We start from the raw sequence: 24869 nt of genomic DNA on the forward strand, positions 1-24869 counted from the left end.
CCGGGGGCCAGGGAGCACGGCGCGGCACCGGTGTGGGGTCAGCATCCGAATCGCCGCGCTGCGCCGCCGGCCCGTCAAACACCGGCAATTCTCGACCCCGACCGGGCGGGCGGTCAACGACAGGTGCCCACAAGTGGGGGCCTCAGCGCACCGCCATGCGCATGACCCGCTGCGGGCCGTGGGAGCCGCCGAGGTACCGGCCGACGTCCTCCAGTCCGGCGGCGGCGTAGGCACGCACCGCCGCCGGGTTCTTCTCGTTCACGGTGAGGTACAGCCACCGCGCGGCCGGGACGACCTCGCGCACCAGGTCGGGCAGCAGCCGGACGGCCGCCCGCCCGTACCCGCGCCGCTGCTGGGCATGGTCGATGTAGAACGCCCGCAGCAGCGCCGCCTCCCGGGGGCGGTCGGTCAGCTGGTCGAGGTAGCCCACGGCGTCGAGGACGCCGTAGCCCACGGCCGCCGCGCCACGGGCGACGACGAACGCGGTGCGGTGCGGCTCGCGGTCCGCCTCGGGCAGCGTCAGCTCCGCCCGCGAGCTGAAGCGCTCCTGCGCGGCGAGCGGGCGCAGCGCCACGGCCGCCGCGCGCCACGCGAGCGTGGCCAGGTCGCGCCGGTCGAGGCGGTGCAGGGCCAGGGCCGCCGCGCCGTCCCCGGCGTGACGCATCTCGTGCTCGGCCGCCGGATCGGTGAGGGTCATGGTGGGAGAGGATAGAGGGCATGCCCGCACTTCCCGACGGCGAGACGCCGCCCGACGACGGCGCCCTCCCGCCCTCGGTCGCGGCCGGCGCCGCCACGCGCGACCTCGGCGTCTACCTGCACGTGCCGTTCTGCCGGGTGCGCTGCGGGTACTGCGACTTCAACACCTACACCAACGCCGAGCTCGGCGGCGGGGCCGACGCGGCCAGCTACGCCGACACCGCGCTGCGCGAGATCGACCTGGCCGCCGGCGTCCTCGCCGACCCGGCGCTGGCGGCCGCCGGGATGCCGGCGCGGCGGGTGTCCACCGTCTTCGTCGGCGGCGGAACGCCCACCATGCTGCCCGTCGCCGACCTCGCCCGGATGCTCGACGGCGTGCGCCGCACCTGGGGCCTGGCCGACGGCGCCGAGGTGACCACCGAGGCCAACCCGGACTCCGTCGACGCCGCCGCGCTCGCCGCGCTGGCCGCGGCCGGCTTCACCCGGGTCTCCTTCGGCATGCAGTCCGCGGTGCCGGCTGTGCTCGCCACCCTGGACCGCACCCACGACCCGCGGCGCCTTCCCGACGTCGTCCGGTGGGCCCGCGAGGCCGGGCTGGACGTCTCGGTGGACCTCATCTACGGCACCCCGGGGGAGTCGCTGGAGGACTGGCGCACCAGCGTGGAGGCCGCCGTCGCGCTGGCGCCGGACCACGTCTCGGCCTACGCCCTCGTCGTCGAGCCGGGCACGAAGATGGGCGCCCAGGTGCGCCGGGGCGAGCTGCCGCTGCCGGACGACGACGACGAGGCCCGCAAGTACGAGCTGGCCGAGGAGCTGCTCTCGGCCGCGGGGCTGGGCTGGTACGAGGTGAGCAACTTCGCCCGCCGGGAGCCCGGGGAGCCCGGCGGGGACGGCGCGGCCCCGAGCGCCCCGCGGCACGCCAGCCGGCACAACCTCGCCTACTGGCGCGGGCAGGACTGGTGGGGCGTCGGCCCCGGCGCGCACAGCCACGTCGGCGGCGTGCGGTGGTGGAACGTCAAGCACCCGCGCACCTACGCCCACCGCCTCGAGCAGGGCCTGAGCCCGGCCGCCGGGCGGGAGGTGCTCGACGACGCCACCCGTGAGCTGGAGCGCGTCATGCTCGGCGTGCGCCTCGCCGAGGGGCTCCAGCTGGCCCCCGGCACGGGCGCGGTGCCCGAGCACCTGCGTCCCGCCGTCGCCGACCTCATCGGCCAGGGGCTCGTCGACTTCGCCGCCGCCCGGACCGGCCGCATCGTGCTGACGCTGCGCGGCCGGCTGCTCGCCGACGTCGTCGTGCGCGCGCTGACACCGTGACGAAGGCGACGACGCGCGGTAACGCATTCAGCCGATGAGGTAGACCAGCCCCCATCCACGTGGCTGCAGCCGGGCGGTGAACGTCTGTGCCTCGTGGAGGAAATGGTTGACGTATCGCCGTTCGTCGTCGGCGCCGGCGGTCCCGCCGCCGTCCGGGGCGAGGAGCGCGTCGACATCACTGGCGTCGAGCAGTGCCAGGTCCCGCGCGACCTCGTCGACGGCGGCGGGGGTGAGGACGGCCGTCCACGGCATCCAGCCCTCCGACGTGTGCGTCACGTTCCCCGCGAACAGCGCATGCGCGGGGCGCGGCGCGCCATCTGGCGGGTGTGTGAGCCGCTGCAACTGGCGCCAGCACTTGTCGAGGTAGAGCATGTCCGCCCGTCTGGGTCGGCCAAGCCCCCAGGCGTCGGCGAGCGGATCGTCCGAGAGGAAGGAGCGAGGCTCGTCAACTGCGTCGGCCACGACGTCAGGGGCGAGTGGATAGGCGTAGTAGCGGATTCCCATGGACCGATGGTGCGCCGGGCTCGACGGCCGGCGCACGCCCCGCGTGACGAATCTGTGGATTGCCCGACCACAACCTGGCTGGACGACCGCGCCCTACTCGGGCACCGCGGTGACGAAGTCGATGAGCTCCTCCATCCGGCCCAGCAGCGCGGGGGAGAGGTCCTTGTAGGAGCGCACCGTGCCGAGGATGCGCTTCCATCCCTGGGCGATGTCGGCCTGGTCCGCGTGGGGCCACCCCAGGGCCGCGAGCGTGCCGACCTTGATGTCCGTGCCGCGGGGGATCTTCGGCCACTCCCGCAGCCCCAGCCGCTCGGGGCGCACCGCCTGCCACACGTCCACGTACGGGTGGCCCAGCACGAGCACGTGCGCGCCCGCCGCGCCGGCGGTGACCTTCGCCGCGATCCGCGACTCCTTCGAGCCCGGCACGAGGTGGTCCACCAGCACCCCGGCGCGCCGGGACGGCCCGGGCCGGAAGTCGCGCAGCACCGCCTCGAGGTTGTCCACGCCGTCGAGCAGCTCGACGACGACGCCCTCCACGCGCAGGTCGTCGCCCCAGACCTTCTCCACCAGCTCGGCGTCGTGGCGGCCCTCGACGTAGATCCGCGAGGCGCGCGCCACCCGGGCGCGGCGCTGCTCCACCGCGATCGAGCCCGACGCCGTCAGCCGGCGCCCGCCGGCCGTCGCCGGCCCGCGCGGCGCGGCCGCCCGGACCGGCGGCACCAGGCGCACCGGCTTGCCGTCCACCCAGAAGCCAGGCCCCAGCGGGAAGGTGCGGGTGCGACCCTGGCGGTCCTCGAGGACGACGACGTGCATCCCGCCGGACTTCTCCACCCGGACCACCGCCCCGACCCAGCCGGTCTGGACCTCCTCGACCACGAGCCCCTTGTCGGCCGGCTGGTCGCGGGTGGTCGGCCGGTGGGCGAAGGCGCCGGCGCGGTGCGGGTCGGAGGCGAGGACGTCGGATCCGTAACGGTCGTTCACCCAGGCAGGCTAGGTCGGTGTGCGGACCGCCACGGCGCGCCCCGCCGCCCGGCGAGTAGAATTAGCACTCAGCACCACGGAGTGCTACGTGCCGACCACCGGCGGCTCGGCGCCCGCACCCGGGCGTGCCGAGCCCCGCGCGCGCGGCGCGGTGACGCACACTGACCGCGGGAGGAGGAAGACATGAGCGAGGAGCGCCGCCTGGAGGTCCTCCAGGCGATCGTGCAGGACTACGTCAGCACGCGTGAGCCGGTCGGTTCCCGCGTGCTCGTCGAGCGCCACGCGCTCGGCGTCTCCCCGGCCACCATCCGCAACGACATGGCGGCGCTGGAGGACGCCGGCTACATCGCCCAGCCGCACACGTCGGCCGGGCGGGTGCCCACCGACAAGGGCTACCGCGCCTTCGTCGACCAGATCTCCACCCTCAAGCCGCTCTCGGTCGCCGAGCGGCACGCGATCCAGGAGCTGCTCGACCACGCCGTCGACCTCGACGACGTCGTCGAGCGCACCGTGCGCCTGCTCGCCCAGCTCACCCACCAGGTCGCCGTCGTGCAGTACCCGTCGCTGAGCCGCTCGGCGCTGCGCCACCTCGAGCTCGTGCCGCTCAGCCCGCACCGCCTGCTCGTCGTCATCATCACCGACGCCGGCCGGGTCGAGCAGCGCACCGTGGACACCGCCGCGGAGATCGACCCCGGCATCATCGCCGAGCTGCGCGCCCGGCTCAACGTCGTCAGCGCCGGGCGCCGCCTCAAGGCCATCGTCGGCCCGCTCGCCGGCCTGCCCGAGCAGTTCGCGCCCGAGCACCGCCACCTCGTGGAGTCCGTGAGCCAGGAGCTGCTCGACACCCTCCGGGAGGAGTCCGAGGAGCGCCTCGTGATGGCCGGCACCGCGAACCTCGCGCGCGCCGACCTCGACTTCACCCACACCATCGGCCCCGTCCTCGAGGCGCTCGAGGAGCAGGTGGTGCTGCTCAAGCTCTTCTCCGAGATGGAGGAGGACGCCGTCGCCGTCCGCATCGGGACCGAGAACCACCACGAGGGGCTCGTCGAGGCGTCGATCGTCGCCAGCACCTACGGTGGGACCGGCCCCGAGGAGGGCGTCGCCCGCCTCGGGATCCTCGGACCCACGCGGATGGACTATCCCGGCACCATGGCCGCCGTGCGGGCCGTGGCCCGGTACCTGTCCCGGATCCTCGCCGGGTGACGGCGCCCGGCGGGCCGCCACCCCGGCGCCCCGCCCCGCCGCCCCACCGACCTGAAGACTTCAGCCCCCAGCAGAGAGTGACGTGGTGAACGACTACTACGAGATCCTCGGCGTGTCCCGCCAGGCGAGCCAGGAGGAGATCAAGAAGGCCTACCGCAAGCTGGCCCGCAAGCTCCACCCGGACGTCGCCGGCCCCGACGCCGAGGACCGGTTCAAGGACGTCACCCGCGCCTACGAGGTGCTCTCGAACCCCGAGAAGCGCCAGATGTACGACCTGGGCGGGGAGCAGGCCTTCTCCGGCGCCGGGGGCGCGGGGGCCGGCTTCGGCTTCCAGGACATCTTCGAGACGTTCTTCGGCGCCGCCGCCGGCGCCCCGCGCGGCCCGGTGCCCCGCGGCCGGCGCGGGCAGGACGCCCTGGTGCGCCTGGACATCGACCTGTCCGAGGCCGTCTTCGGCGCCACCCGCGAGCTCCAGGTGGACACCGCCGTCATCTGCCCCACCTGCAACGGCACCTGCTGCCGGCCCGGCACCCACCCGCAGACCTGCGAGGTGTGCCACGGGCGCGGCTCCGTCCAGCGCGTCACCCGCTCCTTCCTCGGGCAGGTCATGTCGACGACGGCGTGCTCGGCCTGCCAGGGCCACGGCACGATCATCCCCGAGCCCTGCCAGGACTGCGCCGGCGAGGGCCGCGTGCGCACCCGCCGCACCGTGCGCGTCGAGGTGCCCGCGGGCGTCGACTCCGGCACCCGCATCCGCATGTCCGGCCAGGGCGAGGTCGGCCCCGGCGGCGGGCCCGCCGGCGACCTGTACGTCGAGATCCGCGAGCGGCCGCACCCGGTGTTCGTCCGCCGCGGCGACGACCTGCACTGCACCATGGCCATCCCGATGACCGCCGCCGCCCTGGGCACCGTGCTCCCGCTCGACACCCTCGACGGCGCCCGCGAGGTCGACGTCGAGCCCGGCACCCAGCCCGAGCAGGTGATCACCCTGCGCGACCTGGGCGTGGGCCACCTCAACCGGGCCGGCCGCGGGGACCTGCACGTCCACCTCGACGTCCAGGTGCCCACCCGGCTCGACGACCGCCAGCGCGAGCTGCTCGCCGAGCTCGCCGCGCTGCGCGGGGAGGAGCAGCCCGAGCCCCGGCTGGCGGCCACCGGCAGCGGGGTGTTCTCCAAGCTCCGCGACAAGCTCGCCGGGCGCTGAGCCGGACGGGGACCGCGACGCGATGACCACCGCCGTCTTCCACGCCGCCGGCCTGCTCGACGCTGTGACCCCGGGTGCCGTCGTCACCCTCACCGGCGCCGAGGCCCGGCACGCCGCCACGGTGCGGCGCCTGCGCCCGGGCGAGGAGATCGACCTCGTCGACGGGGCCGGGCTGCGCGCCGGCGGCACCGTCACCGCGGCGGCCAAGGACGCGCTGAGCGTCGCGGTCGACCGGGTCACCCGCGAGCCCGCCCCGCCGGTGCGGCTCGTGCTCGCCCAGGCGCTGGCCAAGGGCGGGCGCGACGAGCAGGCGGTCGAGACCGCCACCGAGCTCGGCGTCGACGCCGTCGTGCCGTGGCAGGCGGACCGGTCCGTCTCCGTCTGGACCGGCGCGAAGGTGGCCCGCGGCCGGGAGCGGTGGGCCGCCGTCGTCCTGGCCGCCGCCAAGCAGTCCCGCCGCGCCTGGGTGCCCGCGGTGCGCGAGCCGGCGTCGACCCCGGCGCTGGTGCGGGCCGCGGGGGCGACCGCCGCCGCCGGCGGGGCGGTGCTCGTGCTGCACGAGCAGGCGACCACGCCGCTGGCCGCGGCGCGCCTGCCGGTTGTGTCGGGCGCGCCGCCGTCCGGCACGGACGGCGCTGCCGCTGCCGCGTCGGACGGCGAGGCCCGCGCCCAGGCCGGCGGCGCGCCCGAGGTGCTCGTGGTGGTCGGGCCGGAGGGCGGCATCACCGACGCCGAGGTCGCCGCGCTCGAGACCGCCGGCGCGCAGCCGGTGCTCCTCGGCCCGCACGTGCTGCGCACCTCCACCGCCGGGCCCGCCGCCCTGGCGGTGCTCGCCCAGCGGCTGGGCCGCTGGGGCTGACCGACCGTCCGGGCCGCCGTCCCACCACCCCGGTGGGGCGGAGCCGCCCGGACAGATATCCTGGGGCGGTCCGCCGCCTCGCCGACCAAGGAGAGAAGCAGGGCCCCCGCGCCCGACCCATGTCGCAGAACCCCTCCCCGACCGGTGACCTCCACGCCGGCCACGTCCAGCACCAGGTCACCGTCCCCGAGGACGTCCCCATGGTCGCCCTTCTCGGGCAGCGCGACGAGGTGCTCCGCGCCATCGAGCACGGCTTCCCCGCGGTGGACGTCCACGTGCGCGGCAACGTGCTCACCCTGACCGGCCCCGGCGGCGACGTCTCGCTCGCCGAGCGGCTCGTCGACGAGCTCGCCGAGGTGGCCACCGCCGGCCAGCCGCTCAGCGCCGACGCCGTCCAGCGCGCCATCGGCATGCTCACCGCCCCCTCGGCCGAGCGGCCCGCCGAGGTGCTCACCACGAACATCCTGTCCACCCGCGGGCGCACCATCCGGCCCAAGACGCTCGGGCAGAAGAAGTACGTCGACGCCATCGACTCCTCGACCATCGTCTTCGGCATCGGCCCGGCCGGGACGGGCAAGACCTACCTGGCCATGGCCAAGGCGGTCGGCGCCCTGCAGGCCAAGCAGGTCAACCGGATCGTGCTGACCCGGCCCGCCGTGGAGGCGGGGGAGCGGCTCGGCTACCTGCCGGGCAGCCTGAGCGACAAGATCGACCCGTACCTGCGCCCGCTCTACGACGCGCTGTACGACATGATCGACCCCGAGTCCATCCCCAAGCTCATGGCCGCCGGCACCATCGAGGTCGCGCCGCTGGCCTACATGCGGGGGCGGACCCTCAACGACGCCTTCATCATCCTCGACGAGGCCCAGAACACCTCGCCCGAGCAGATGAAGATGTTCCTCACCCGCCTGGGGTTCAACTCCCACGTCGTGGTCACCGGCGACGTCACCCAGGTCGACCTGCCCACCGGCACCCGGTCCGGGCTGCGGGTGGTCCAGGAGATCCTCGCCGACATCGACGACATCACCTTCTGCCGGCTCACCAGCGCCGACGTCGTCCGCCACCGCCTGGTGGGCGACATCATCGACGCGTACGAGCGCTGGGACGTCACCGCCCGCGCCCGGGCCGAGGGCTCACGCCGACCCGGCGGCGAGCGGGAGCGCTACGAGCACCGGGGAGGCCAGCGGTGAGCATCGAGATCAACAACGAGTCCGGCTACGACGTCGACGGCGAGGAGTTCGCCGCCCTGGCGCGCTACGTGCTCGAGGAGATGCGGGTGCACCCGCAGGCGGAGCTGTCCATCCTGTTCGTCGCCTCGGACGTCATGGCGGAGCTGCACGAGCGGTGGATGGACGAGCCCGGCCCCACCGACGTGCTCTCCTTCCCCATGGACGAGCTGCGCCCGGGCCGCGCCGGGGAGGAGCCGCAGCCGGGCACCCTGGGCGACATCGTGCTCTGCCCGGAGGTGGCGGTGAAGCAGGCGCGCGACGCCGGCCACTCCACCGTCGAGGAGCTGTTGCTGCTCACCACGCACGGGATCTTGCACCTCCTGGGCTACGACCACGCCGAGCCGGAGGAGGAGAAGGAGATGTTCGCGCTCCAGCGCCGACTGCTCCTGACCTTCCTGGCCCAGCGCTGAGGCGGCCATGGACGGCTTGATCGACCAGGTCCCGGTGGGCGCGATGGCGCTGCTGGCGCTGCTCGGCGTCGCGGTGGGCGCCACGCTCAGCGCCGGCGAGAGCGCGCTCGTGCGCATCACCCGCACCGCCGCCGGGGAGCTGCAGGCCTCCGGGCACCGCAACGGCGACGCCGTCGTCGCGCTCGTGGCGCGGCGCGAGGTCGCCCTGCGCGCGGTGGCGTTCGTCCGGGTGCTCGCGGACATGACCGCGGCGGCGGCGGTCACCCTCCTCGTCGCCGACCTGCTGCCGCGCTGGTGGCAGGTGCTGCTGGTGGCGGTCGCCGCGACGGCCCTGCTGCTCGCCGTCGTCGTCGGGGTCAGCCCGCGTCGGCTGGGCCGGCGCAACCCGGGGCGGGTGCTGCTCGTGCTGGCGCCGGCGATGAACGTGCTCGCCGGGATCGGGACGGCGCTGGGCCGACTCGGCGCCGCCGTCACGCCCGGCTCCCCGCGCACCGACAGCGAGCAGCGCGAGGAGCACCAGGAGGACCTGCGCGACATGGTCGACCGCGTCAGCGAGTCCGACCAGATCGAGGAGGAGGAACGCGAGCTCCTCCAGTCCGTCTTCGAGCTCGGCCGCACCCTGACCCGCGAGGTCATGGTCCCGCGCACGGACATGGTCACCATCGACGCCGACGAGCCGCTCGACAGGGCCATCACCCTGTTCACCCGCTCGGGATACTCCCGGGTGCCGGTGGTGGGCGACTCCACCGACGACCTGCGCGGCGTGCTCTACCTCAAGGACGTCATGCGGCGGGTCCACCACCGCAACGACACCGCCGGGCTCACGGTCGCCGACGTCATGCGGGACCCGGTGTTCGTGCCGGAGACCAAGCTCATCGACGACCTGCTGCGCGAGATGCAGGCCGACAGCGTCCACATCGCCATGGTGGTCGACGAGTACGGCGGCATCGCCGGCCTGGTCACCATCGAGGACCTGCTCGAGGAGCTGGTCGGGGAGATGGTCGACGAGCACGACCGGGCCGAGCCCGAGGTCGAGCGCCTCGACGACGGCGTCGTGCGGGTGCCCGCGCGCCTGCCGGTCGACGAGCTCGGCGAGCTGTTCGGCCTGGAGATCCACGACGACGACGTGGACTCCGCCGGCGGGCTGCTCGCCAAGGCCCTGGGCAAGGTGCCGCTGCCGGGGGCCGAGGTGGACGTGCTCGGCCTGCACCTGGTCGCCGAGCGGGCCGAGGGCCGCCGGCGCCGCATCTCCACCATCCTGGCCTCCCGCGCGCCCGAGCCCGCGGAGGGCCCCGACTTTTCCGACGACGAGGCACAGGTGCACCGATGAGCTTCCCCTCCGACGACGAGCTCATGGCCGGGCCCAACGCCCTCGAGCCCGAGCTCATCGACCACGACTGGCCCGAGGACTTCCGGGCGGGCTTCGCCTGCCTGGTCGGCCGGCCCAACGCCGGCAAGTCCACCCTCACCAACGCCCTGGTCGGCCAGAAGGTGGCGATCACCTCCGGCCGCCCACAGACCACCCGGCACACTGTGCGCGGCGTGGTGCACCGGGAGCACGGCCAGCTGGTGCTGGTGGACACCCCCGGCCTGCACCGGCCGCGCACGCTGCTCGGCCAGCGGCTCAACGACCTCGTGCGCGAGACCCTGGCCGAGGTCGACGTCATCGTCTTCTGCCTGCCCGCGGACGAGAAGATCGGCCCGGGCGACCGGTTCATCGCCCGCGAGCTGAGCCAGCAGCGCACCCCGGTGATCGCCGTCGCGACCAAGGCCGACAAGGTCTCCCGCGAGGCGCTGGCCGCGCACCTGCTGGACATCCAGGCGCTTGGGGAGTGGACCGAGATCGTGCCGGTCTCGGCGGTGCGCGGCGAGCAGGTGGACGTCCTCACCGACCTGCTACTGGCCCGCATGCCGCTGTCCCCGCCGCTGTACCCCTCGGGCGAGCTGACCGACGAGCCGGAGAACGTCATGATCGCCGAGCTCGTCCGCGAGGCGGCGCTGGAGGGCGTGCGCGACGAGCTGCCGCACTCCCTGGCGGTGGTGGTCGAGGAGGTCATCGAGCGGCCCCGGGAGAAGGGCGACCAGCGCCCGCCGATGCTGGACGTGCACGTGAACATCTACGTCGAGCGCGACTCGCAGAAGGCCATCGTCATCGGCCGGGGCGGCGCGCGCCTGCGCGACGTGGGTACCCGGGCCCGCCACGGCATCGAGGCGCTGCTCGGCGCGCGGGTGTACCTCGACCTGCACGTGCGGGTGGCGAAGGACTGGCAGCGCGACCCCAAGCTGCTGCAGCGCCTGGGGTTCTGACCTCGCAGGACGTCGAGCCGGGCGTCGCGCGCCTCGGCGCGGGTTGTGCGCGGCGCCACGGGCCGGGCGCTCGGACGGTGTGGCGGGACCAACTACCCTTGCGGGGGTGAGATACCGGCGGCTGGCGGCGACGATCGTCGTCGTCCTGCTCCTCGGGCTGGTCGGCACGGTGGCCGGCCCCGGGTGGAGCCCGCGCCCGCTGGGCCACACGATCGTCCCGGAGACCACGGCCACTGCCATCGGCTCCGACGCGCTCACCCCGCCGGTGGGCACGTTCGAGGTCCGCCGGGAGGTCATCGACGTCCGGGTCGAGGACGGCGTGACGGTCAAGGCCACGATCGCCTCGCCGGTCGGCGCGCGCGGCCTGCGCCCCGGCGTGGTCTTCATGCACGGCGCGGGCACCGCCACCCACGAGAACTTCGGCGACATCACCACGGACCTGGCCAGCGCCGGCATCGTCACGCTGGTGCCGGACAAGCGCACGGACACCTACACCACCCGCGACCGCAACTACGTCGCCATGGCCGAGGACTACCTCGACTCCCTCGAGGTGCTGCGCCGGTGGCCCGGCGTCGACCCCGGCCGGGTCGGCGTGTACGGCGAGAGCGAGGGCGCGATGTCCGCCCCGATCGCGGCCGCCGACAACCCCGACGTCGCCTTCGTGGTCCTGGTCTCCGCCCCGGTGCTGCCCATCCGCGAGCAGGGCGCCTTCGCCGCCGACACCTACCTGCGCGAGGTCGGCGTGCCCGACCGGCTCCTGCGGGCCATCCCGCGGCTCGTCGGCGGGCAGTTCCCGGGCGGGGGCTTCGAGTACTTCGACTTCGACGTCTCGCCCTACCAGCAGCACGTGCGGCAGCCCGTCCTCATGGTCTACGGCACCGCGGACGCCTCGATGCCGATCGTCCAGGGCGCGGAGCGGCTCCTCGCCGACCTCGCGGCCGCCCAGAACGACCGGTACACGATCCGGTACTACCACGGGGCCAACCACGGCATCCGGGTCGGCGGCGCGCTGGCCCCGCACTTCACCGAGGACCTGGCCCGGTGGGTGCAGGGGCTGCCGGACACGGCGACCGCCGAGCCCCGGGTGGCCGGGGCGGAGCCGGTCCAGCAGTTCCGCGCCGGCCCGGTCGCCAACCCGCGGTGGTACGCCAGCGGCGACATGATCGTGCTGACCCTCGTCGCCGGGTTCGGACTGCTCGTGCTCGCGCTGGTCGCCTGGGCGGGCGGCCAGCTGCCGCGCCTGTGGGGCCGGCCCGCCTCGGCGACGGCGCCGCCCGTGGGGCGTTACACCCTCGCCCTGGCCCTCGCCACGGTGGCCACATGGGTGATCTTCGTGGCCTACGTCGCCGGGGTCGCCGACCTGGCCCTGAACTATCGCACCAACGCCCTGTTCGTGCAGGGCGGGTGGATCGCGGTGCAGGCCGTCGGCATCCTCGCCGCGGCGATGCTCGTGCTCTCCGTGACGGCGGCGTGGCGCCAGGGCCGCGCCCGGCGCGGCAGCGTGGTCATGGGCGGCGCCGGCTGGCTCGCCGTCGTGTGCGCGGTGCTCGGGTGCGTCGTGCTGCTGCTCTCCGCCGCGTACTGGGGCGTCTACCCGGCGGTGCTCTGAGGTCGTCGGCCCACGGCCCGTTTCGCCACGTCGCGCGACCGTCGTGGCCTGCGCCCGCACATGGACGGACGGCCGGGGACCGGAGCGACCAGGCGTGGCACGCTGTGACCCAACCGAGCGAGAGGGAACGGATGTTGACCCAGTGGGGCGTGGCCACCGACACCGGCGGCCGCCGCAGCGTCAACGAGGACGCGGCGCTGGCACAGCCGCCCGTCTTCGTCGTCGCCGACGGCATGGGCGGCCACGCCCGCGGGGACATGGCGAGCCGGACCGTCGTCGCGGCCCTCCGTGAGCTCGCCGAGCGGGGCGGGCCGATCGGGGCGTCCGACATCGAGGCCGCCCTCGAACGGGCCGCGCGCGAGATCCGCACGACGATGGCCGCCGACACCGCCACGCCGTTCGGCGGCCCCGAGTCCGTCGCCGGCACCACGGTCGCCGGCGCCGTGCGCACCGAGCTCGACGGCGCGGCGCACTGGCTCGTCCTCAACGTCGGTGACTCTCGGGTGTACCGCTTCGCCGACGGCGAGCTGCACCAGGTCAGCGTCGACCATTCCCTCGTGCAGGAGATGGTCGACGCCGGCACGCTCTCCCCGGCGGCCGCGCGGACCCACCCGCGACGCAACGTCATCACCCGCGCCGTGGGCACCAGCGACGAGGTCGAGGCCGACTTCTGGGTGCTGCCGATCCGGCCCGGTGAACGGCTCCTGCTGTGCACGGACGGGCTGATCGGCGAGCTCGAGGACGCCGAGATCGCCGAGGTGCTCCGGACCGCGCCGGACCCCACCCAGGCCGCCGAGGAGCTGCTGCGCCGCGCCGTGACCGGGGGCGCCAACGACAACGTCACCGTCGTCGTGGTGGACTCCGTGGCCGACGACGCCGATGGGACCGCACCCGGGGCGAGCGCCGAGGGAGCCGACGCGCCTACCGAGAGCGCCGCGCCCGCCGAGCCTGCCGAGTCCGCCGCGCCCTCCCAAACCAGCGACAACGACGCGCCGGGCGGTGGAGCCCGGGCGTGATCGGTCACGAGTACCGACCGGGCAACTGGATCGCCCTGGTCGCCGAGGGCGCCGTCGCGCTGTTGCACCCGATGCTCGGGGATCGTGCGGCGCGCGAGCTCTGGGAGATCGCCCGCCGGGGCGCGCGCGTGGGCGACCGCGTGGGTCACCTCGCGGCGCGCGCCGCCGCGGAGCTGCCGGCCTTCGCCGTGGTCGAGGCTGACCCGCGCGGCTTGCGCGTGCTCGTGCGCGGCGACGTGGTCGTCACTGCCGGGTCCGCGCAGGTGACCGGCGCGGGGCCCGCCACGACGCGCGAGGCCTTGCTGCCGGGCGAGGCACGCTTCGTCCTGGCGGCCGCCTCGACGATGCCGGACGCCGGCCCGGACACCGCCTGGCTGCCCCTGGTCGGCGGGATGGTCCACGCCGCCCAGGTGCGCGCGTTCGACACGGCCCAGGAGCGACCACTCGGGCTGCACCGGCACGATCGGGACCCCGACGTCGACCTCGGGATCATGCACGCGCCCGTCCGCAGCGACCTCGACGACACCGCCATCGAGATGGCCGACGACGACGCTGACCTCACCTGGGCGAGCGAACCGGACCCGCCGGCTGCCCACGACCTGCCCGTCGAGGACGGCGCCCCCGGACCGGTCGAGCCTCGTCGGGACACGGCGGCCGGGGTCTTGGCCACACCGGCCGCATCCATGGCCTCCGCAGTCTCGGAGGTGCTCGCCGCGCCCAGGCATGCCGCAGCGTCCGGGGCGCCGCACACGCCTCCCGGAGCCCGAGCGGCGGAGCCCCTTCTCGAGCTCGTCCTTCCCACGGGCGCCCGGGTGCCGGTCACCGGCCCGGTGCGCCTCGGCCGGGCCCCGGAGCCAGGGCGCGTTCCCGGCGCCGAGGTCCCCCGCCTGGTGGCGGTGCCCAACCCGGAGCGCGGGGTCTCGACGACACATGCGGAGGTCCGACCGGCCGGCGACTACGTCGTCGTCACCGATCTCGGGTCCACCAACGGCACGGTCCTCCACCTGCCCGGCCGGCCGCCGCGACGGCTGCGGCCCGGCACCGGAGTTCCCGTCCCGCCCGGGGGAGTGGTCGAGCTCGGCGCCGAGGTATCCATTGGCGTCGAACGCGTGGGGCTGACATGAGCCCGAAGCGAGCCCCCGGCCGGCCGCCGGCGCTGCCCGGCTACGCCTTCGAGCGGGTGCTCGGCTCCGGCGGCTTCGCCGATGTCTACCTCTACACCCAGCTCATGCCGCGGCGTCCGGTCGCGGTCAAGGTGCTCACCACCGAGACGGTGCACGACCACTCGCCCGAGCAGCTCCTCGCCGAGGCCGACCTCATGGCCCGGCTGTCCTCCCACCCCAGCATCGTGGCCGTCCACGATGCTGGTCGCGCCCCGGACGGGCGGCCCTTCCTGGTCATGCAGTACTGCCCGCTGCCGAGCCTGGCCGAGCGGATCAAGTCTCGCCCGCTCGGCGTGCCCGAGGCGCTCAGCATCGGGGTGCGCCTGGCGAGCGCTGTCGAGACGGCCCACCGGGCGGGCATCGTCCACCGGGACATCAAGCCCGCCAACGTCCTCACCACCGAGTACGGCCGGCCCGCCCTCACGGACTTCGGCATCGCGGGAGCGGCGGAGCAGACCGTCGGGGACGGCGCCGGCGTCTCCGTCCCGTGGGCGCCGCCGGAGGCGCTCGACGGCGAGGGGGCCGTTGGGGTGGCGGGGGACGTGTACTCCCTCGGGGCGACGCTCTACACCCTGCTCGCGGGGCACGCGCCGTACCACCGTGCCGACGGGCCGAACGCGCGTCTTGACCACATCGCCCGGATCCGCCGCGACCCCGTGCCGCCCCTGGGCCGGCCCGACGTGCCCCGCTCCCTCGAGGCGGTGCTCACCCGCGCGATGGCCAAGCAGCCGGCCCGGCGTCATGCCTCCGCCCTCGAGTTGGCCCGGGCGCTCCAGGCAGTCGAGCAGGAGCTGCGACTGGCGATGACGGACGTCGAGGTGCCGGACGCCTCCTGGATGGAAGCTGCTCCGCGGGCCGACGCGGCCGCGCCCACGGTGGTGCACGGCGTCGTCACGGTGGATCCCGCCGGCGTCAAGCGGACCAGCGCGGTGGGGACGGACGACGTCGACCACGACCGGCGCCGGCCGGCAGGGCCGGCGCCGGCTCATGGCGGGGGCGCGTTCCGGCCCGGCGACGAGGGACGCACGGTTCGCCGTCCGACGACCGAGCCGGAGGCGATCGCCGGTCGGCACACGGCCGAACCGGCGCGACGCCGGGTCCGGTGGGTGGTTGCGGCCGGCCTGGCGGCCGTCGGGCTGCTCGGCGTCGCCGTGGGCACCGATGCCCTGCGCGGAGATCCCCCGGCGGAAGCCACGGCTCGCGCCGACCCCGCCATCCCGATCCCGGAGCGCGTGGCCGCCCCGGTGGCACTGACCGGCGCCCGCGACGGCGACGCGGTCACCTTCACCTGGGAGGCGCCCCCCGAGCACGCCGGCCTGGCCGGGGTCAGCTACACCTGGCAGCGCTCCGAGCCGGGCGCCGACGTGCAGGTTCACCTGGTGCGGGACCCGGGCGTCACGCTCGACGACGCCCCGGGCGAGGTGTGCCTCGCGGTCAAGGTGCGCCTCCCCAACGGCACGACCTCCACCGAGCCGGCCGTGGCATGCGTTCCCTAGGCGCCTCCGCACGGAACCGCGTGGCGTCGGTCACCGCGCGCGGACACGCCGGTGTGGTGGCGGGTGCGAAGGTGCGGAGCCTGATAGGTCCTGTTGTCTGGTCGGGAGGAGGAGCGCATGGGCATGGAGCTGGAGTTCTGCGGTGAGTGGTTCCCCGTCGCCGAGGACGAACCGTTCCTCATCGGGCGCGAAGGCGTCCTCGAGATCGACGACAACCCCTACCTGCACCGACGCTTCCTCACCGTGACCCGGCACGACGACCTGTGGTGGCTCGAGAACGTCGGCTCGCGGCTGTCGGCGACGGTGGCGGACCTGGAGGGCAACACCCAGGCCTGGCTCGCCCCTGGCGCGCGCCTCCCGCTCGTGTACGCCCGGACCACCGTGCTGTTCACCGCCGGCCCGACGACCTACGAGCTCACCCTCGTCAACGACGAGCCCGCATACCTGCCCAGCCAGCCGGCCGAGGAGGTCGAGGTGGGGGAGACCACCATCGGCCCGGTCACCCTGACGGAGAGCCAGCGCCTGCTCATCCTGGCCCTGGCCGAGCCGGTGCTCAGCGGTCGCGGCTCGACGGCGACGATCCCCACCTCCGCCGAGGCCGCGCGGCGGCTCGGCTGGGCGCTCACCCGCTTCAATCGCAAGCTCGACAACGTCTGCGACAAGCTGCACCGCTACGGCGTGCGGGGCCTGCGCGGTGGACCGAACAAGCTGGCGGTCAACCGGCGCGCCCGCCTCGTCGAGCACGCCGTCGCCTCCCGGCTCGTCGTCCCCGAGCAACTGCCCCTACTCGACGCGGCACGCGACGTCGCCGACGACTAAGTGCGCGCAGCACGCCAGGTCAGGAGGTCTGGACGGTTCAGGCGGTCCAGGCGAAGTCGGCTCGCATGCGGTGTTCGAGGGCGCTGTCGGTGGCGCGGGCACCTGGTCTGGCCGCCTGTGGACCTGGTGGTGCGGTCGCTCGTTGCGGCCGGCGGCCGGGCAGGGGTGGGGCGTCGGAGGTGTAGCGGTGTCCGGTGGGGGTGGTGAGCTCGACGACGTGCCCGCCGGGCCCGGCCCGCTGGCCTGCGGTGTTGCCGCCGGTGTTGTCGTCGTTGCTGGTGTCGAGGGTGCGGGCGGTCCAGCCGGGGGCCTGCCTGGCGTAGTTGCAGCCCTCGCAGGCGCCGCGCAGGTTGTGCGCGGTGGTGGGCCCGCCCTCGGCGGCGGGGACGACGTGGTCGCGGTGGCGGATCGGGGCGTCGCACCAGTTCGTCCGGCACGCCTGGTCCCGCACGGCGATGAACCGGGCCAGCCCGGGCGGGGCGATGCGGCGGCGGGAGTCCAGCGCGACCAGCTCGCCGGTGCCCGGGGCGGTGAACAGCCGCCGCAACCACGCCAGCACCTTCCCCGCGTCGGCGTTCGTCTCGCCGCCGGTGCCGGCTGAGGCGTCGAGGCGGTCGGTGATCAGGTCGCGGGCGAACTGGGCGGGCACGGTCCCGTAGCCGGGGATGACGGCCGGCTCGGTGTCGGCGGCGAGCAGGGCCTTGTCGGTCATGACCAGCTGGACCTCGATCGGCACCCGCTCCGCGCTCGCCTGGCCGGTGACGCGCTCGACCAGGGTGTCGGCCATGATCTGCCCGCGGCTCCTGCCGTCGCCCTGGGCGCGCAGCGCGTCCGCCGTCCTCGTCAGGGCCGCCCACACCCCCACGCCTTGGGCCACCGGCAGCAGCCCGGTCAGGTAGGTCATGGTGTCCGGGGCCGGGCGCAGGCTCACCCCGCGCTCGTGCTCCGCCCGCCGGGCCCGGGCCACCACGGAGGCGGCGTCCAGGCGGTAGGCGATCTGCCTGGCCCGGGCCACCAGCGCCCTGGTGCCCAGCCGCCCCACCGCGACCGGGTCGGCCCACAGCGCGGCGTCGAAGGCGGCCCGGGCGGCGGCGTCCAGGCAGATCGACTCGCGCACCAGCACCGTGGCCCGCCACTCGCTCAACGCCCCGGACTCCAGCGCGGCGTACGTGTGGGGCATCTCCAGCACCAGCGCCTTCGCCAGGCCCAGCAGCCGCCCGCCCTGGTGCGGAGACTCCCGCCGGGCCAGCGCCACCTGCGCCCCCACCCCCCGACCCCGCCGGACCGCCGGTACCCCGGCCGCCTCCTGTTCGCGGCGCTGGGAGAGGTCCAGGTCCACCGCGATCCGCGCCTGCGCCGCCGCCGCGGCCGCCTTCAGCTCCTCCAACACCCGCAGCTGGTCGACCCGCTCGACATCCGACACATCCCGGTCGATCCCGGCGAGCGCCTCGCGCCAGCCGCCGATGTCGGCCGAGGTCGGCGGGGCAGGGTCCGGACCGGGCTGCCCCGCACCCCGGTCCCGGCCACCCCGCCTATCGAACACGTGTAGCACACTACCCGCGGGGTGCGACATCCGCCGCGCGCCTGGGGATAAGCACGCGAGGCGGCGGGGCCCGACAACGGGGCCAATCGGAAGGCGTCGGGCATCGGCCGCGCAAGAACGGCCGCCGCGTCATGAAGGCGCCGCGCGCGCCCCCGGCCCCTCGGGCGAGCCCCCAATCCGGACGATATCGGTGCGCTACCATCGCCGTGGCCGCAGCGCGCGCCGTCGCCGCCCTGCTGGGCGCGTCCGCCCGCGCCCAGGCGCCACGAGCCGAGACGGCACGAGCGGCGCTCGAGGGCCAGCAACCATGCCGCCGGCGGAGGCGGCCGATGCCGGTGGGGGGCATGACGTGGGACTGTGGGCGCGCCTGCGACACCCCGCGCCCGCGGGCTCCCGCCGCGCCGCCCGCCGTCGCGCGTCCCGCCGCCGCACCGCGAGCATCGCCACCCTGTCGCTGGCGCTCTCCGGCGTGGTCGTGGCCGGCGTCCTCTACGACGGCGTCGCCACCGCCGACGTCGACCTCAACGACGGCGGCGTCTGGGTGACCAGCTCCAGCCAGCTGCGCGTGGGCCGCGTCAACTACCCCGTCCAGCAGCTCGACGGCGCCGTGACGGCCACCAGCCCGGACCTCGACGTCCTGCAGGAGGGGCAGGACGTGTTCGTCGTCGACCACGGCGCCGGCGTCCTCCAGCGGCTCGACCCGACCACGGTGTCCACCACCGGCGAGATCACCCTCCCCGCCCGCCGCGTGGTGGCCCTCGGCGGCGGTGTCGTCGCCGTGCTGGACGTCGGCACGGGTGCCCTCCGCACCGCGCCGGCCGCCGCGGTCGCCGCCCTCGCCGAGCCGGACGCCCCCGCCCCGGCCTCCCTCGGCCCCGACGCCGTGATGACGGTCGGCAAGGACGGCACCGCGTACGGCGTCTCCATCGCCGAGGCCACCCTCGTCACCGTGCCCAAGGGCAGCGAGCCGCGCGAGCCCCAGACGGCCGACGAGGACCCGCCCGCACCACCGACCGCGGGCCTCGGGGTCGCCCCCGCCACCCTCGACCGCGCCGCCACGCAGGTCACGGCCGTCGGCGACGAGCCGGTCGTGCTCGCGCACACCGACAAGGCGCTCCTGCTCCTCCGGCCCGACCGCAAGCCCGTCGACCTCACCGGCCTCGGCCTCGACACCACCGCCGTCGCCCTGCAGCTGCCGAGCGGCCCCGGTGACGACGTCGTCCTCGCCACCGCCGACGCCCTGGTGCGCGTGCCGCTCGACCGCGGCCAGCCCGAGGTCGTGCCGGCCGGCGTCCTCGGCCCGCCCGCCGCGCCGGTGGTCGTGGGCGGCTGCGCCCACGCCGCCTGGGCCGGCGGGCGCCCGCTCTACCTGCGCCAGTGCGACGGCGCCGCGCCCACCCAGGCGGAGATCCCCACCGCGGCGAGCGCCGCGGAGCTGTCCTTCCGCACCAACCGCGACCTCGTCGTCCTCAACGACACGCTCAGCGGGTCCGTCTACCTCGTCAACGACGCGATGACCATCGTGGACAACTGGGAGGACGTCACCCCGCCCGAGGCCGACGACACCCAGGAGCAGGAGTCCCAGCAGAACCTCACCGCCGAGGTCCCGCTGGACCGCGAGGCGGAGAACCGCCCGCCCGTCGCCCAGGACGACCGCCTGGGCGTGCGCCCCGGCTCCACCACCGTCCTCGAGCTCCTCGCCAACGACACCGACCCCGACGGCGACCTGCTCACCATCACCGCCTTCGACGACGCCCCGGCGACCCTCGGGACCGTGCGCTCCGTGCTCGGCGGCCGGGCGCTGCAGGTGGAGGTGCCCGCGGATGCCGCCGGCGGCGCCACCCTCGCGTACACCGTCGACGACGGCCGCGGCGGCCAGGCCCAGGCGGTCGCCACCGTCACGGTCGTCCCGCCGGGCGCCAACACCGCCCCGGAGCAGGTCCGGCCCACCACGCTGACCCTCACCGCCGGCGCCACCGGCAGCCTCAACGTCCTGGCCGACATGCGCGACCCCGACGGCGACCCGCTCGTCGTCACCGGCGCCGCCTGGACCTCTGACGACGTCGTGCGGCACAGCCCCGATGGCGTGCTCACCTTCGAGGACACGGGCACCGCGCCGGGCCGCAAGGAGGTGGTGGTCACGGTCTCGGACGGCCGGGCGAGCACCGACGTCGTCGTCGGCGTCGACGTGCGCGCCGACGCCGGGCTGCCCCCGGTGCCGGTCTTCGACTACGTCACGGCGACCGCGGGCCGGCCGGTCGTCGTCGCGCCGGTGGCCAACGACACCGACCCCGACGGCGAGAGTCTCCGGCTGGCGAACGTCACCGGCGGCGGCGACGTGCGCGTCGTGCCGGACTACGACGCGGGTACCTTCCAGTTCACCAGCGACGCGCCCGGCGCGCACTACCTCACCTACGTCGTCGTCGACGACGGCGGCGCGAGCGCGACCGGGCTCGTGCGGGTGGAGGTCACCGAGGCCGGACAGGGCGCCCCCGTCGCGGTGCGCGACGCCGCCCTGCTGCCCGCGGGCGGCACCGCCCTGGTCGACGTCCTCGCCAACGACGAGGACCCCGCCGGCGGCCTGCTCGCCGTCCAGCAGGTGGAGGTCCCCGAGGACTCGGGCCTCGCCGTCGCCGTCCTCGAGCACCGCCTCCTCAAGATCACCGCCCGCCATTCCCTGCCCGCCGCCACCTCCGTGCGCTACACCGTCGCCGGGGAGAACGGGCGGGCACAGGGGGAGGTGGTCGTCCTGCCGGTCGCGCCGGACCCCGCCGCGCCGCCGGACGCCCAGCCAGACGTCGCCAATGTGCGCGCCGGCGACGTCGTCACCATCCCGGTGCTGCAGAACGACACCCACCCCGCCGGCCTCGACCTGACCCTCACCGGGCTCACCGAGACCCCCGAGCAGGGCCTGTTCTTCGTCGCCGGCGACACCGTGCGCGTGCGCGCCCCCGCCCAGCCCGGAACGCTCAGCGCGGTCTACACCGTCACCGACGCCGCCGGCGTGTCCGACTCCGCGCGGATCACCGTCCACGTCCAGGCCGACACCGCGACCAACTCCGCGCCGCTGCCCGCGCCGGTGGAGACGCGCGCCTTCGCCGGCGAGCGGGTCCGGATCCCGGTCCCGCTGTACGGCGTCGACCCCGACGGCGACTCCGTCCAGCTCCTCGGCACCAACCGCCCGCCCGAGCTCGGCCGCATCGTCGAGGTCGGGCCGAGCTACCTGGACTACGAGGCCTACGGGCACGCGGCCGGCACCGACACGTTCAGCTACACCGTGCGCGACCGTCTCGGCCTGGTCGCCACCGCGGACGTGCGGGTGGGCGTCGTGCCCGCGCCGGACACCAACGGCGCGCCCCAGGCGGCGGACGACCGGGTGGACGTGCGCCCGGGCCGCGCGGTCGAGGTCGACGTCCTCGCCAACGACACCGACCCCGACGGCGACGCCCTCACCCTCGCCGAGGACGCCCCGGTCGAGCCGGTCGAGGGGCTGGACGTCACCGCCCGCGACGGGCAGGTGCAGGTGACCGCGCCGGACCGGCCGGGCACCTTCCCCGTGGTCTACCACGTCACCGACGGGCGCGGGGGCCGGGACTCCGGGGTGCTCATCGTCCACGTCGCCCCCGACGCGCCGCTGCGCCCGCCGCTGGCGCGCGACGACCTCGTCGAGCCCGCCGACATCCTCGAACACGACACCGTCACCGTCCCGGTCCTCGACAACGACGACGACCCCGACGGCACCGCCGCGGCGCTGGATGTCAGCCTCCCCGACGCCCCCGCCGGCGTGCGCGTGGTCGGCGACCGGGTCCAGGCCCCGGTGCTGCCGGCCCGGCAGCTGCTCACCTACCAGGTCACCGACGTCGACGGGAACACCGCCTACGCCTTCGTCGACATCCCGGGCGTCGCCGACACCGGGCCGATCCTGCGCACCGACGCCGACCCGGTCGAGGTGACCACCGGGGAGACGGTCCGCCTGTCGCTGGCCGACCACGTCGTCTCGCCCAGCGGCCGGCCGGTCCGGCTCGCGGAGACCGGCCCCGTCACCGCCACCGGCTCCGACGGCGAGGAGGCACGGGTGGACGGCATCACCCTGGAGTTCACCTCCGCGCCGGGGTTCGCCGGGCCCGCCTCGCTCACCTTCGAGGTCACCGACGCCCCGGCGGGCGGGGAGGGCCTGTCCTCGGTGCTCACCCTGCCGATCACGGTGATGCCCGACGGCGGCAACACCCCGCCCACCATCCGGGGCACCGCCGTGCAGGTCGCCCCGGCGGAGGAGCCGACGCCGGTCAACCTCGCCGAGCTCGTCGAGGACCCCGACGCCGGCGACTTCCGCCGCCTGGACTACCGGCTGGAGTCTGTGCCCGAGGGCTTCGACGCGCGTCTCGAGGGCCCGTTCCTCACCGTCGCCGCGACCGCCGGCGCCGCGGTCGGCACCACGGGCGACGTCGTCGTCTCCGTCGCCGACCCGGTCAACGCCCCGGTGCTCGGGCGCGTCAGCGCCGAGGTGGTCGCCTCCACGCGGGACCTACCCGTGGCCCCGGACGTGGACCTCGGCACGGTGGACCAGGGCGAGACGGTCACTGCCGACGTCCTCGTCGGGGCGTTCAACCCCTTCCCGGAGACGCCGCTGCGCGTCGTCGACGCGCGCGTGGAGGCCGGCGACGCGGGGGTGGCCACCACCGCCGCCGGGGTGCGCGTGACCCCCGACGCGGGCTTCGTCGGCCGCGCGGTGGTCCGCTACACCCTCCAGGACGCCACGGGCGACCCGCAGCGGCAGGCCGAGGGCCGGGTGACGATGCAGGTCGTCGGCGTCCCGGAGCGGCCGGCCCCGCCGCGGGTGGAGGAGGTGCGCGACGGCGCGGCGGTGCTCTCGTGGACCGCCCCGAACGACAACGGCGCCCCGGTCACCGCCTACACCGTCCGCACCAACGGCACCGCCACCCGGTGCGCCTCGACCACGTGCACGGTCACCGGGCTGACCAACGGCGTGGCGTACACCTTCACGGTCAGCGCGACCAACGAGGCGGGCGACTCCGCCCCGTCGGCCCCCTCCGCGCCTGCCCGGCCCGACGTGCGCCCCGAGCGGCCGGCGCCGCCCGTCGTGGCCTTCGGCGACGGCGAGCTGCGGGTGACCTGGCGGGCCCCGGCCAACGCCGGCTCGCCGGTGGAGAGCTACGACCTGCAGATGTCCCCGGCCGCCGGCGCGGGGCAGGTGCGCGTGAGCGGCACCACCCACACCTGGACCGGACTGACCAACGGGCAGGAGTACCGGGTGCGGCTGCGCGCCCACAACGCCGCGCCCGAGCCATCCGAGTGGTCCGGCTGGTCGGCCGGGGTGGTGCCCGCCGGCGTGCCCGCCGCGCCCCAGCCGCCCCGCCTCGACCGCGTCGACAACCCGACGGCGGCGCAGGTCCAGGGCAGCTGGCGGGCGCCGGACGCCCACGGCGCCCCCGTCTCGGAGTACCGGGCCACGATCTACCGCGACGGCGCGCCGTTCCGCGAGCTCACCGTGCCCGGCACGACGACGTCGGTCACCGCCGACGCCCCGCCGGGCGCGCACTACACGATGACCGTCGCCGCGCGGAACAAGGCCGGCTGGGGGCCGGCGTCGCAGCCGTCCCAGAAGGTGCGCACCGTCCTGAGGCCCGGCGCCCCCGGCGCGGTGACCGCGACGCCCACGGGCCAGGACGGCGAGGTCCGGCTGAGCTTCCCCGACGCCGCGGACCACGGCGAGCCCCTCCTCGGCTACCAGGTCAAGGTCTCCGGCGGCACGCTGAGCCTGTGGCAGCCGCTGGCCCCCGACCGCACGGTCCGCGGCCTGGTCGACGGCGCGAGCTACACCTTCCGGGTCCGCGCGGTGAACCTGTTCCCCGGGGACGAGTCGGCCCCGTCCAACCCGGCGGTGCCGTTCGGGCCGCTCGCCGACCCGACGCTCACCGCGGCCGGCACCCCCGGCGCCGTCACCGTCCGGTGGGCCGCGCCGGACCCCAACGGGCGCCGGCTCACCGCCACCGAGCTCCGCGTGCGCGGCGCCGACGGCGGGTGGGGCCCCTGGCAGGCGGTCGGCGCCATCGGCGAGCGCGCGGTGCCGGCCCCGCCCTCGGCGACCCTGCGCGCCGAGGTGCGGGTGACGCGCGAGGACGGGGCCCGCACCACGGCCGCCGCGGAGGCGCGCGCCGGGGACCCGCGGGTCGCGGTCAGCCGCACCCGGACGGCCAGCGGTCAGCCGGGCTGCGCCCACCCCTCGTGCGCCTACCTGGACGCGGAGTACTGGCACCTGCCGGCGGGGGAGTACACCGCCACCTTCTACGCCTCGCGCGAGGGGCTGCGCCCAGTTGCCACCGTCGCGGGGCGCCTCGAGGGCCACGGCGTCCTCCAGTCCGGCCACTACCGCGGCTACCCGAACGAGACGGTGCGCGTGGAGCTGACCGGCCCGGGCGTCCGCGAGTCCGCCAGCCTCACCTGGCCGGGCCGACCGGTGTCGTAACGTCACAGCCAAGATGGCGGTCCGGTCGC

18 protein-coding genes are annotated in these 24869 nt (G+C 75.6%); 14 read left to right on the forward strand and 4 right to left on the reverse strand.

Annotation, left to right across the window (positions count from 1 at the left end):
* Window positions 1-142: 142 nt before the first annotated feature.
* Window positions 143-697 carry a GNAT family N-acetyltransferase gene (locus tag GD880_RS07080; protein ID WP_152230929.1) on the reverse strand — a complete coding sequence of 185 codons (555 nt, stop codon included), beginning with the start codon at window positions 695-697 and terminating at the stop codon, window positions 143-145.
* Window positions 698-717: 20 nt separating this feature from the next.
* On the opposite strand from GD880_RS07080, the gene hemW reads away from it, so the two are divergent.
* A complete protein-coding gene (hemW, locus tag GD880_RS07085; RefSeq protein ID WP_152230930.1) occupies window positions 718-2010 on the forward strand; it encodes a radical SAM family heme chaperone HemW in 1293 nt (430 codons plus the stop codon).
* 27 nt (window positions 2011-2037) lie between these two features.
* Here hemW and GD880_RS07090 read toward each other — a convergent pair whose 3' ends face one another.
* Window positions 2038-2514 (reverse strand): DUF1877 domain-containing protein, encoded by a 477-nt coding sequence (locus GD880_RS07090; protein WP_152230931.1) that lies wholly within the window; start codon window positions 2512-2514, stop codon window positions 2038-2040.
* A gap of 93 nt (window positions 2515-2607) precedes the next feature.
* Window positions 2608-3495, reverse strand: coding sequence for a DUF3097 domain-containing protein (locus GD880_RS07095; RefSeq protein ID WP_152230932.1), 888 nt, complete (start codon window positions 3493-3495; stop codon window positions 2608-2610).
* 183 nt (window positions 3496-3678) lie between these two features.
* On the opposite strand from GD880_RS07095, the gene hrcA reads away from it, so the two are divergent.
* The 12 genes from hrcA to GD880_RS07155 all read left to right on the forward strand — a co-directional run bounded on the left by hrcA (window position 3679) and on the right by GD880_RS07155 (window position 16810).
* Window positions 3679-4698: a heat-inducible transcriptional repressor HrcA gene (gene hrcA / locus GD880_RS07100; protein ID WP_152230933.1), complete on the forward strand. Its 1020-nt coding sequence runs from the start codon at window positions 3679-3681 to the stop codon at window positions 4696-4698.
* Between the two features lie 85 nt (window positions 4699-4783).
* Window positions 4784-5902, forward strand: coding sequence for a molecular chaperone DnaJ (dnaJ, locus tag GD880_RS07105; protein WP_152230934.1), 1119 nt, complete (start codon window positions 4784-4786; stop codon window positions 5900-5902).
* A 22-nt stretch (window positions 5903-5924) separates the two neighbouring features.
* Entirely contained in the window at window positions 5925-6761 is an 837-nt protein-coding gene (locus GD880_RS07110; RefSeq protein ID WP_152230935.1) for a 16S rRNA (uracil(1498)-N(3))-methyltransferase, read from the forward strand.
* 119 nt (window positions 6762-6880) lie between these two features.
* Window positions 6881-7951 (forward strand): PhoH family protein, encoded by a 1071-nt coding sequence (locus GD880_RS07115; RefSeq protein ID WP_152230936.1) that lies wholly within the window; start codon window positions 6881-6883, stop codon window positions 7949-7951.
* Complete coding sequence (ybeY, locus tag GD880_RS07120; RefSeq protein ID WP_152230937.1) at window positions 7948-8400, forward strand: rRNA maturation RNase YbeY; 453 nt, start codon at window positions 7948-7950, stop codon at window positions 8398-8400. Before GD880_RS07115 ends, ybeY begins: the two co-directional genes overlap by 4 nt.
* Before the next feature lie 7 nt (window positions 8401-8407).
* Complete coding sequence (locus GD880_RS07125; protein WP_193314398.1) at window positions 8408-9730, forward strand: hemolysin family protein; 1323 nt, start codon at window positions 8408-8410, stop codon at window positions 9728-9730.
* Between the two features lie 23 nt (window positions 9731-9753).
* Window positions 9754-10707 carry a GTPase Era gene (gene era, locus GD880_RS07130; protein ID WP_226909461.1) on the forward strand — a complete coding sequence of 318 codons (954 nt, stop codon included), beginning with the start codon at window positions 9754-9756 and terminating at the stop codon, window positions 10705-10707.
* 106 nt (window positions 10708-10813) lie between these two features.
* Entirely contained in the window at window positions 10814-12316 is a 1503-nt protein-coding gene (locus GD880_RS07135; protein WP_152230939.1) for an alpha/beta hydrolase family protein, read from the forward strand.
* Between the two features lie 131 nt (window positions 12317-12447).
* Window positions 12448-13332 carry a PP2C family protein-serine/threonine phosphatase gene (locus GD880_RS07140; protein WP_152230940.1) on the forward strand — a complete coding sequence of 295 codons (885 nt, stop codon included), beginning with the start codon at window positions 12448-12450 and terminating at the stop codon, window positions 13330-13332.
* Complete coding sequence (locus GD880_RS07145) at window positions 13329-14456, forward strand: FHA domain-containing protein (protein WP_152230941.1); 1128 nt, start codon at window positions 13329-13331, stop codon at window positions 14454-14456. The genes GD880_RS07140 and GD880_RS07145 overlap by 4 nt, the downstream gene beginning before the upstream one ends.
* Window positions 14453-15991, forward strand: coding sequence for a serine/threonine-protein kinase (locus GD880_RS07150; RefSeq protein ID WP_152230942.1), 1539 nt, complete (start codon window positions 14453-14455; stop codon window positions 15989-15991). Before GD880_RS07145 ends, GD880_RS07150 begins: the two co-directional genes overlap by 4 nt.
* Window positions 15992-16108: 117 nt before the next feature.
* A complete protein-coding gene (locus tag GD880_RS07155) occupies window positions 16109-16810 on the forward strand; it encodes a hypothetical protein (protein ID WP_152230943.1) in 702 nt (233 codons plus the stop codon).
* 37 nt (window positions 16811-16847) lie between these two features.
* On the opposite strand, the gene GD880_RS07160 is transcribed toward GD880_RS07155, so the two are convergent.
* Window positions 16848-18353, reverse strand: a complete 1506-nt coding sequence (locus GD880_RS07160; protein ID WP_226909446.1) for an HNH endonuclease — start codon at window positions 18351-18353, stop codon at window positions 16848-16850.
* A gap of 349 nt (window positions 18354-18702) precedes the next feature.
* Here GD880_RS07160 and GD880_RS07165 point away from each other — a divergent pair, with 349 nt between their 5' ends.
* Window positions 18703-24840 (forward strand): fibronectin type III domain-containing protein, encoded by a 6138-nt coding sequence (locus tag GD880_RS07165; protein WP_152230945.1) that lies wholly within the window; start codon window positions 18703-18705, stop codon window positions 24838-24840.
* Window positions 24841-24869: the final 29 nt, after the last annotated feature.

Source organism: Georgenia ruanii (assembly GCF_009193175.1).
Lineage (GTDB): Bacteria > Actinomycetota > Actinomycetes > Actinomycetales > Actinomycetaceae > Georgenia > Georgenia ruanii.

Excerpts from the sequence above, each read along its gene's own strand:
- GD880_RS07080 (WP_152230929.1), bottom strand. The coding sequence starts at position 697 with ATGACCCTCACCGATCCGGCGGCCGAGCACGAGATGCGTCACGCCGGG.
- hemW (WP_152230930.1), top strand. The coding sequence starts at position 718 with ATGCCCGCACTTCCCGACGGCGAGACGCCGCCCGACGACGGCGCCCTC.
- GD880_RS07090 (WP_152230931.1), bottom strand. The coding sequence starts at position 2,514 with ATGGGAATCCGCTACTACGCCTATCCACTCGCCCCTGACGTCGTGGCC.
- hrcA (WP_152230933.1), top strand. The coding sequence starts at position 3,679 with ATGAGCGAGGAGCGCCGCCTGGAGGTCCTCCAGGCGATCGTGCAGGAC.
- GD880_RS07110 (WP_152230935.1), top strand. The coding sequence starts at position 5,925 with ATGACCACCGCCGTCTTCCACGCCGCCGGCCTGCTCGACGCTGTGACC.
- GD880_RS07115 (WP_152230936.1), top strand. The coding sequence starts at position 6,881 with ATGTCGCAGAACCCCTCCCCGACCGGTGACCTCCACGCCGGCCACGTC.
- GD880_RS07125 (WP_193314398.1), top strand. The coding sequence starts at position 8,408 with ATGGACGGCTTGATCGACCAGGTCCCGGTGGGCGCGATGGCGCTGCTG.
- era (WP_226909461.1), top strand. The coding sequence starts at position 9,754 with ATGGCCGGGCCCAACGCCCTCGAGCCCGAGCTCATCGACCACGACTGG.
- GD880_RS07140 (WP_152230940.1), top strand. The coding sequence starts at position 12,448 with ATGTTGACCCAGTGGGGCGTGGCCACCGACACCGGCGGCCGCCGCAGC.
- GD880_RS07150 (WP_152230942.1), top strand. The coding sequence starts at position 14,453 with ATGAGCCCGAAGCGAGCCCCCGGCCGGCCGCCGGCGCTGCCCGGCTAC.
- GD880_RS07155 (WP_152230943.1), top strand. The coding sequence starts at position 16,109 with ATGGGCATGGAGCTGGAGTTCTGCGGTGAGTGGTTCCCCGTCGCCGAG.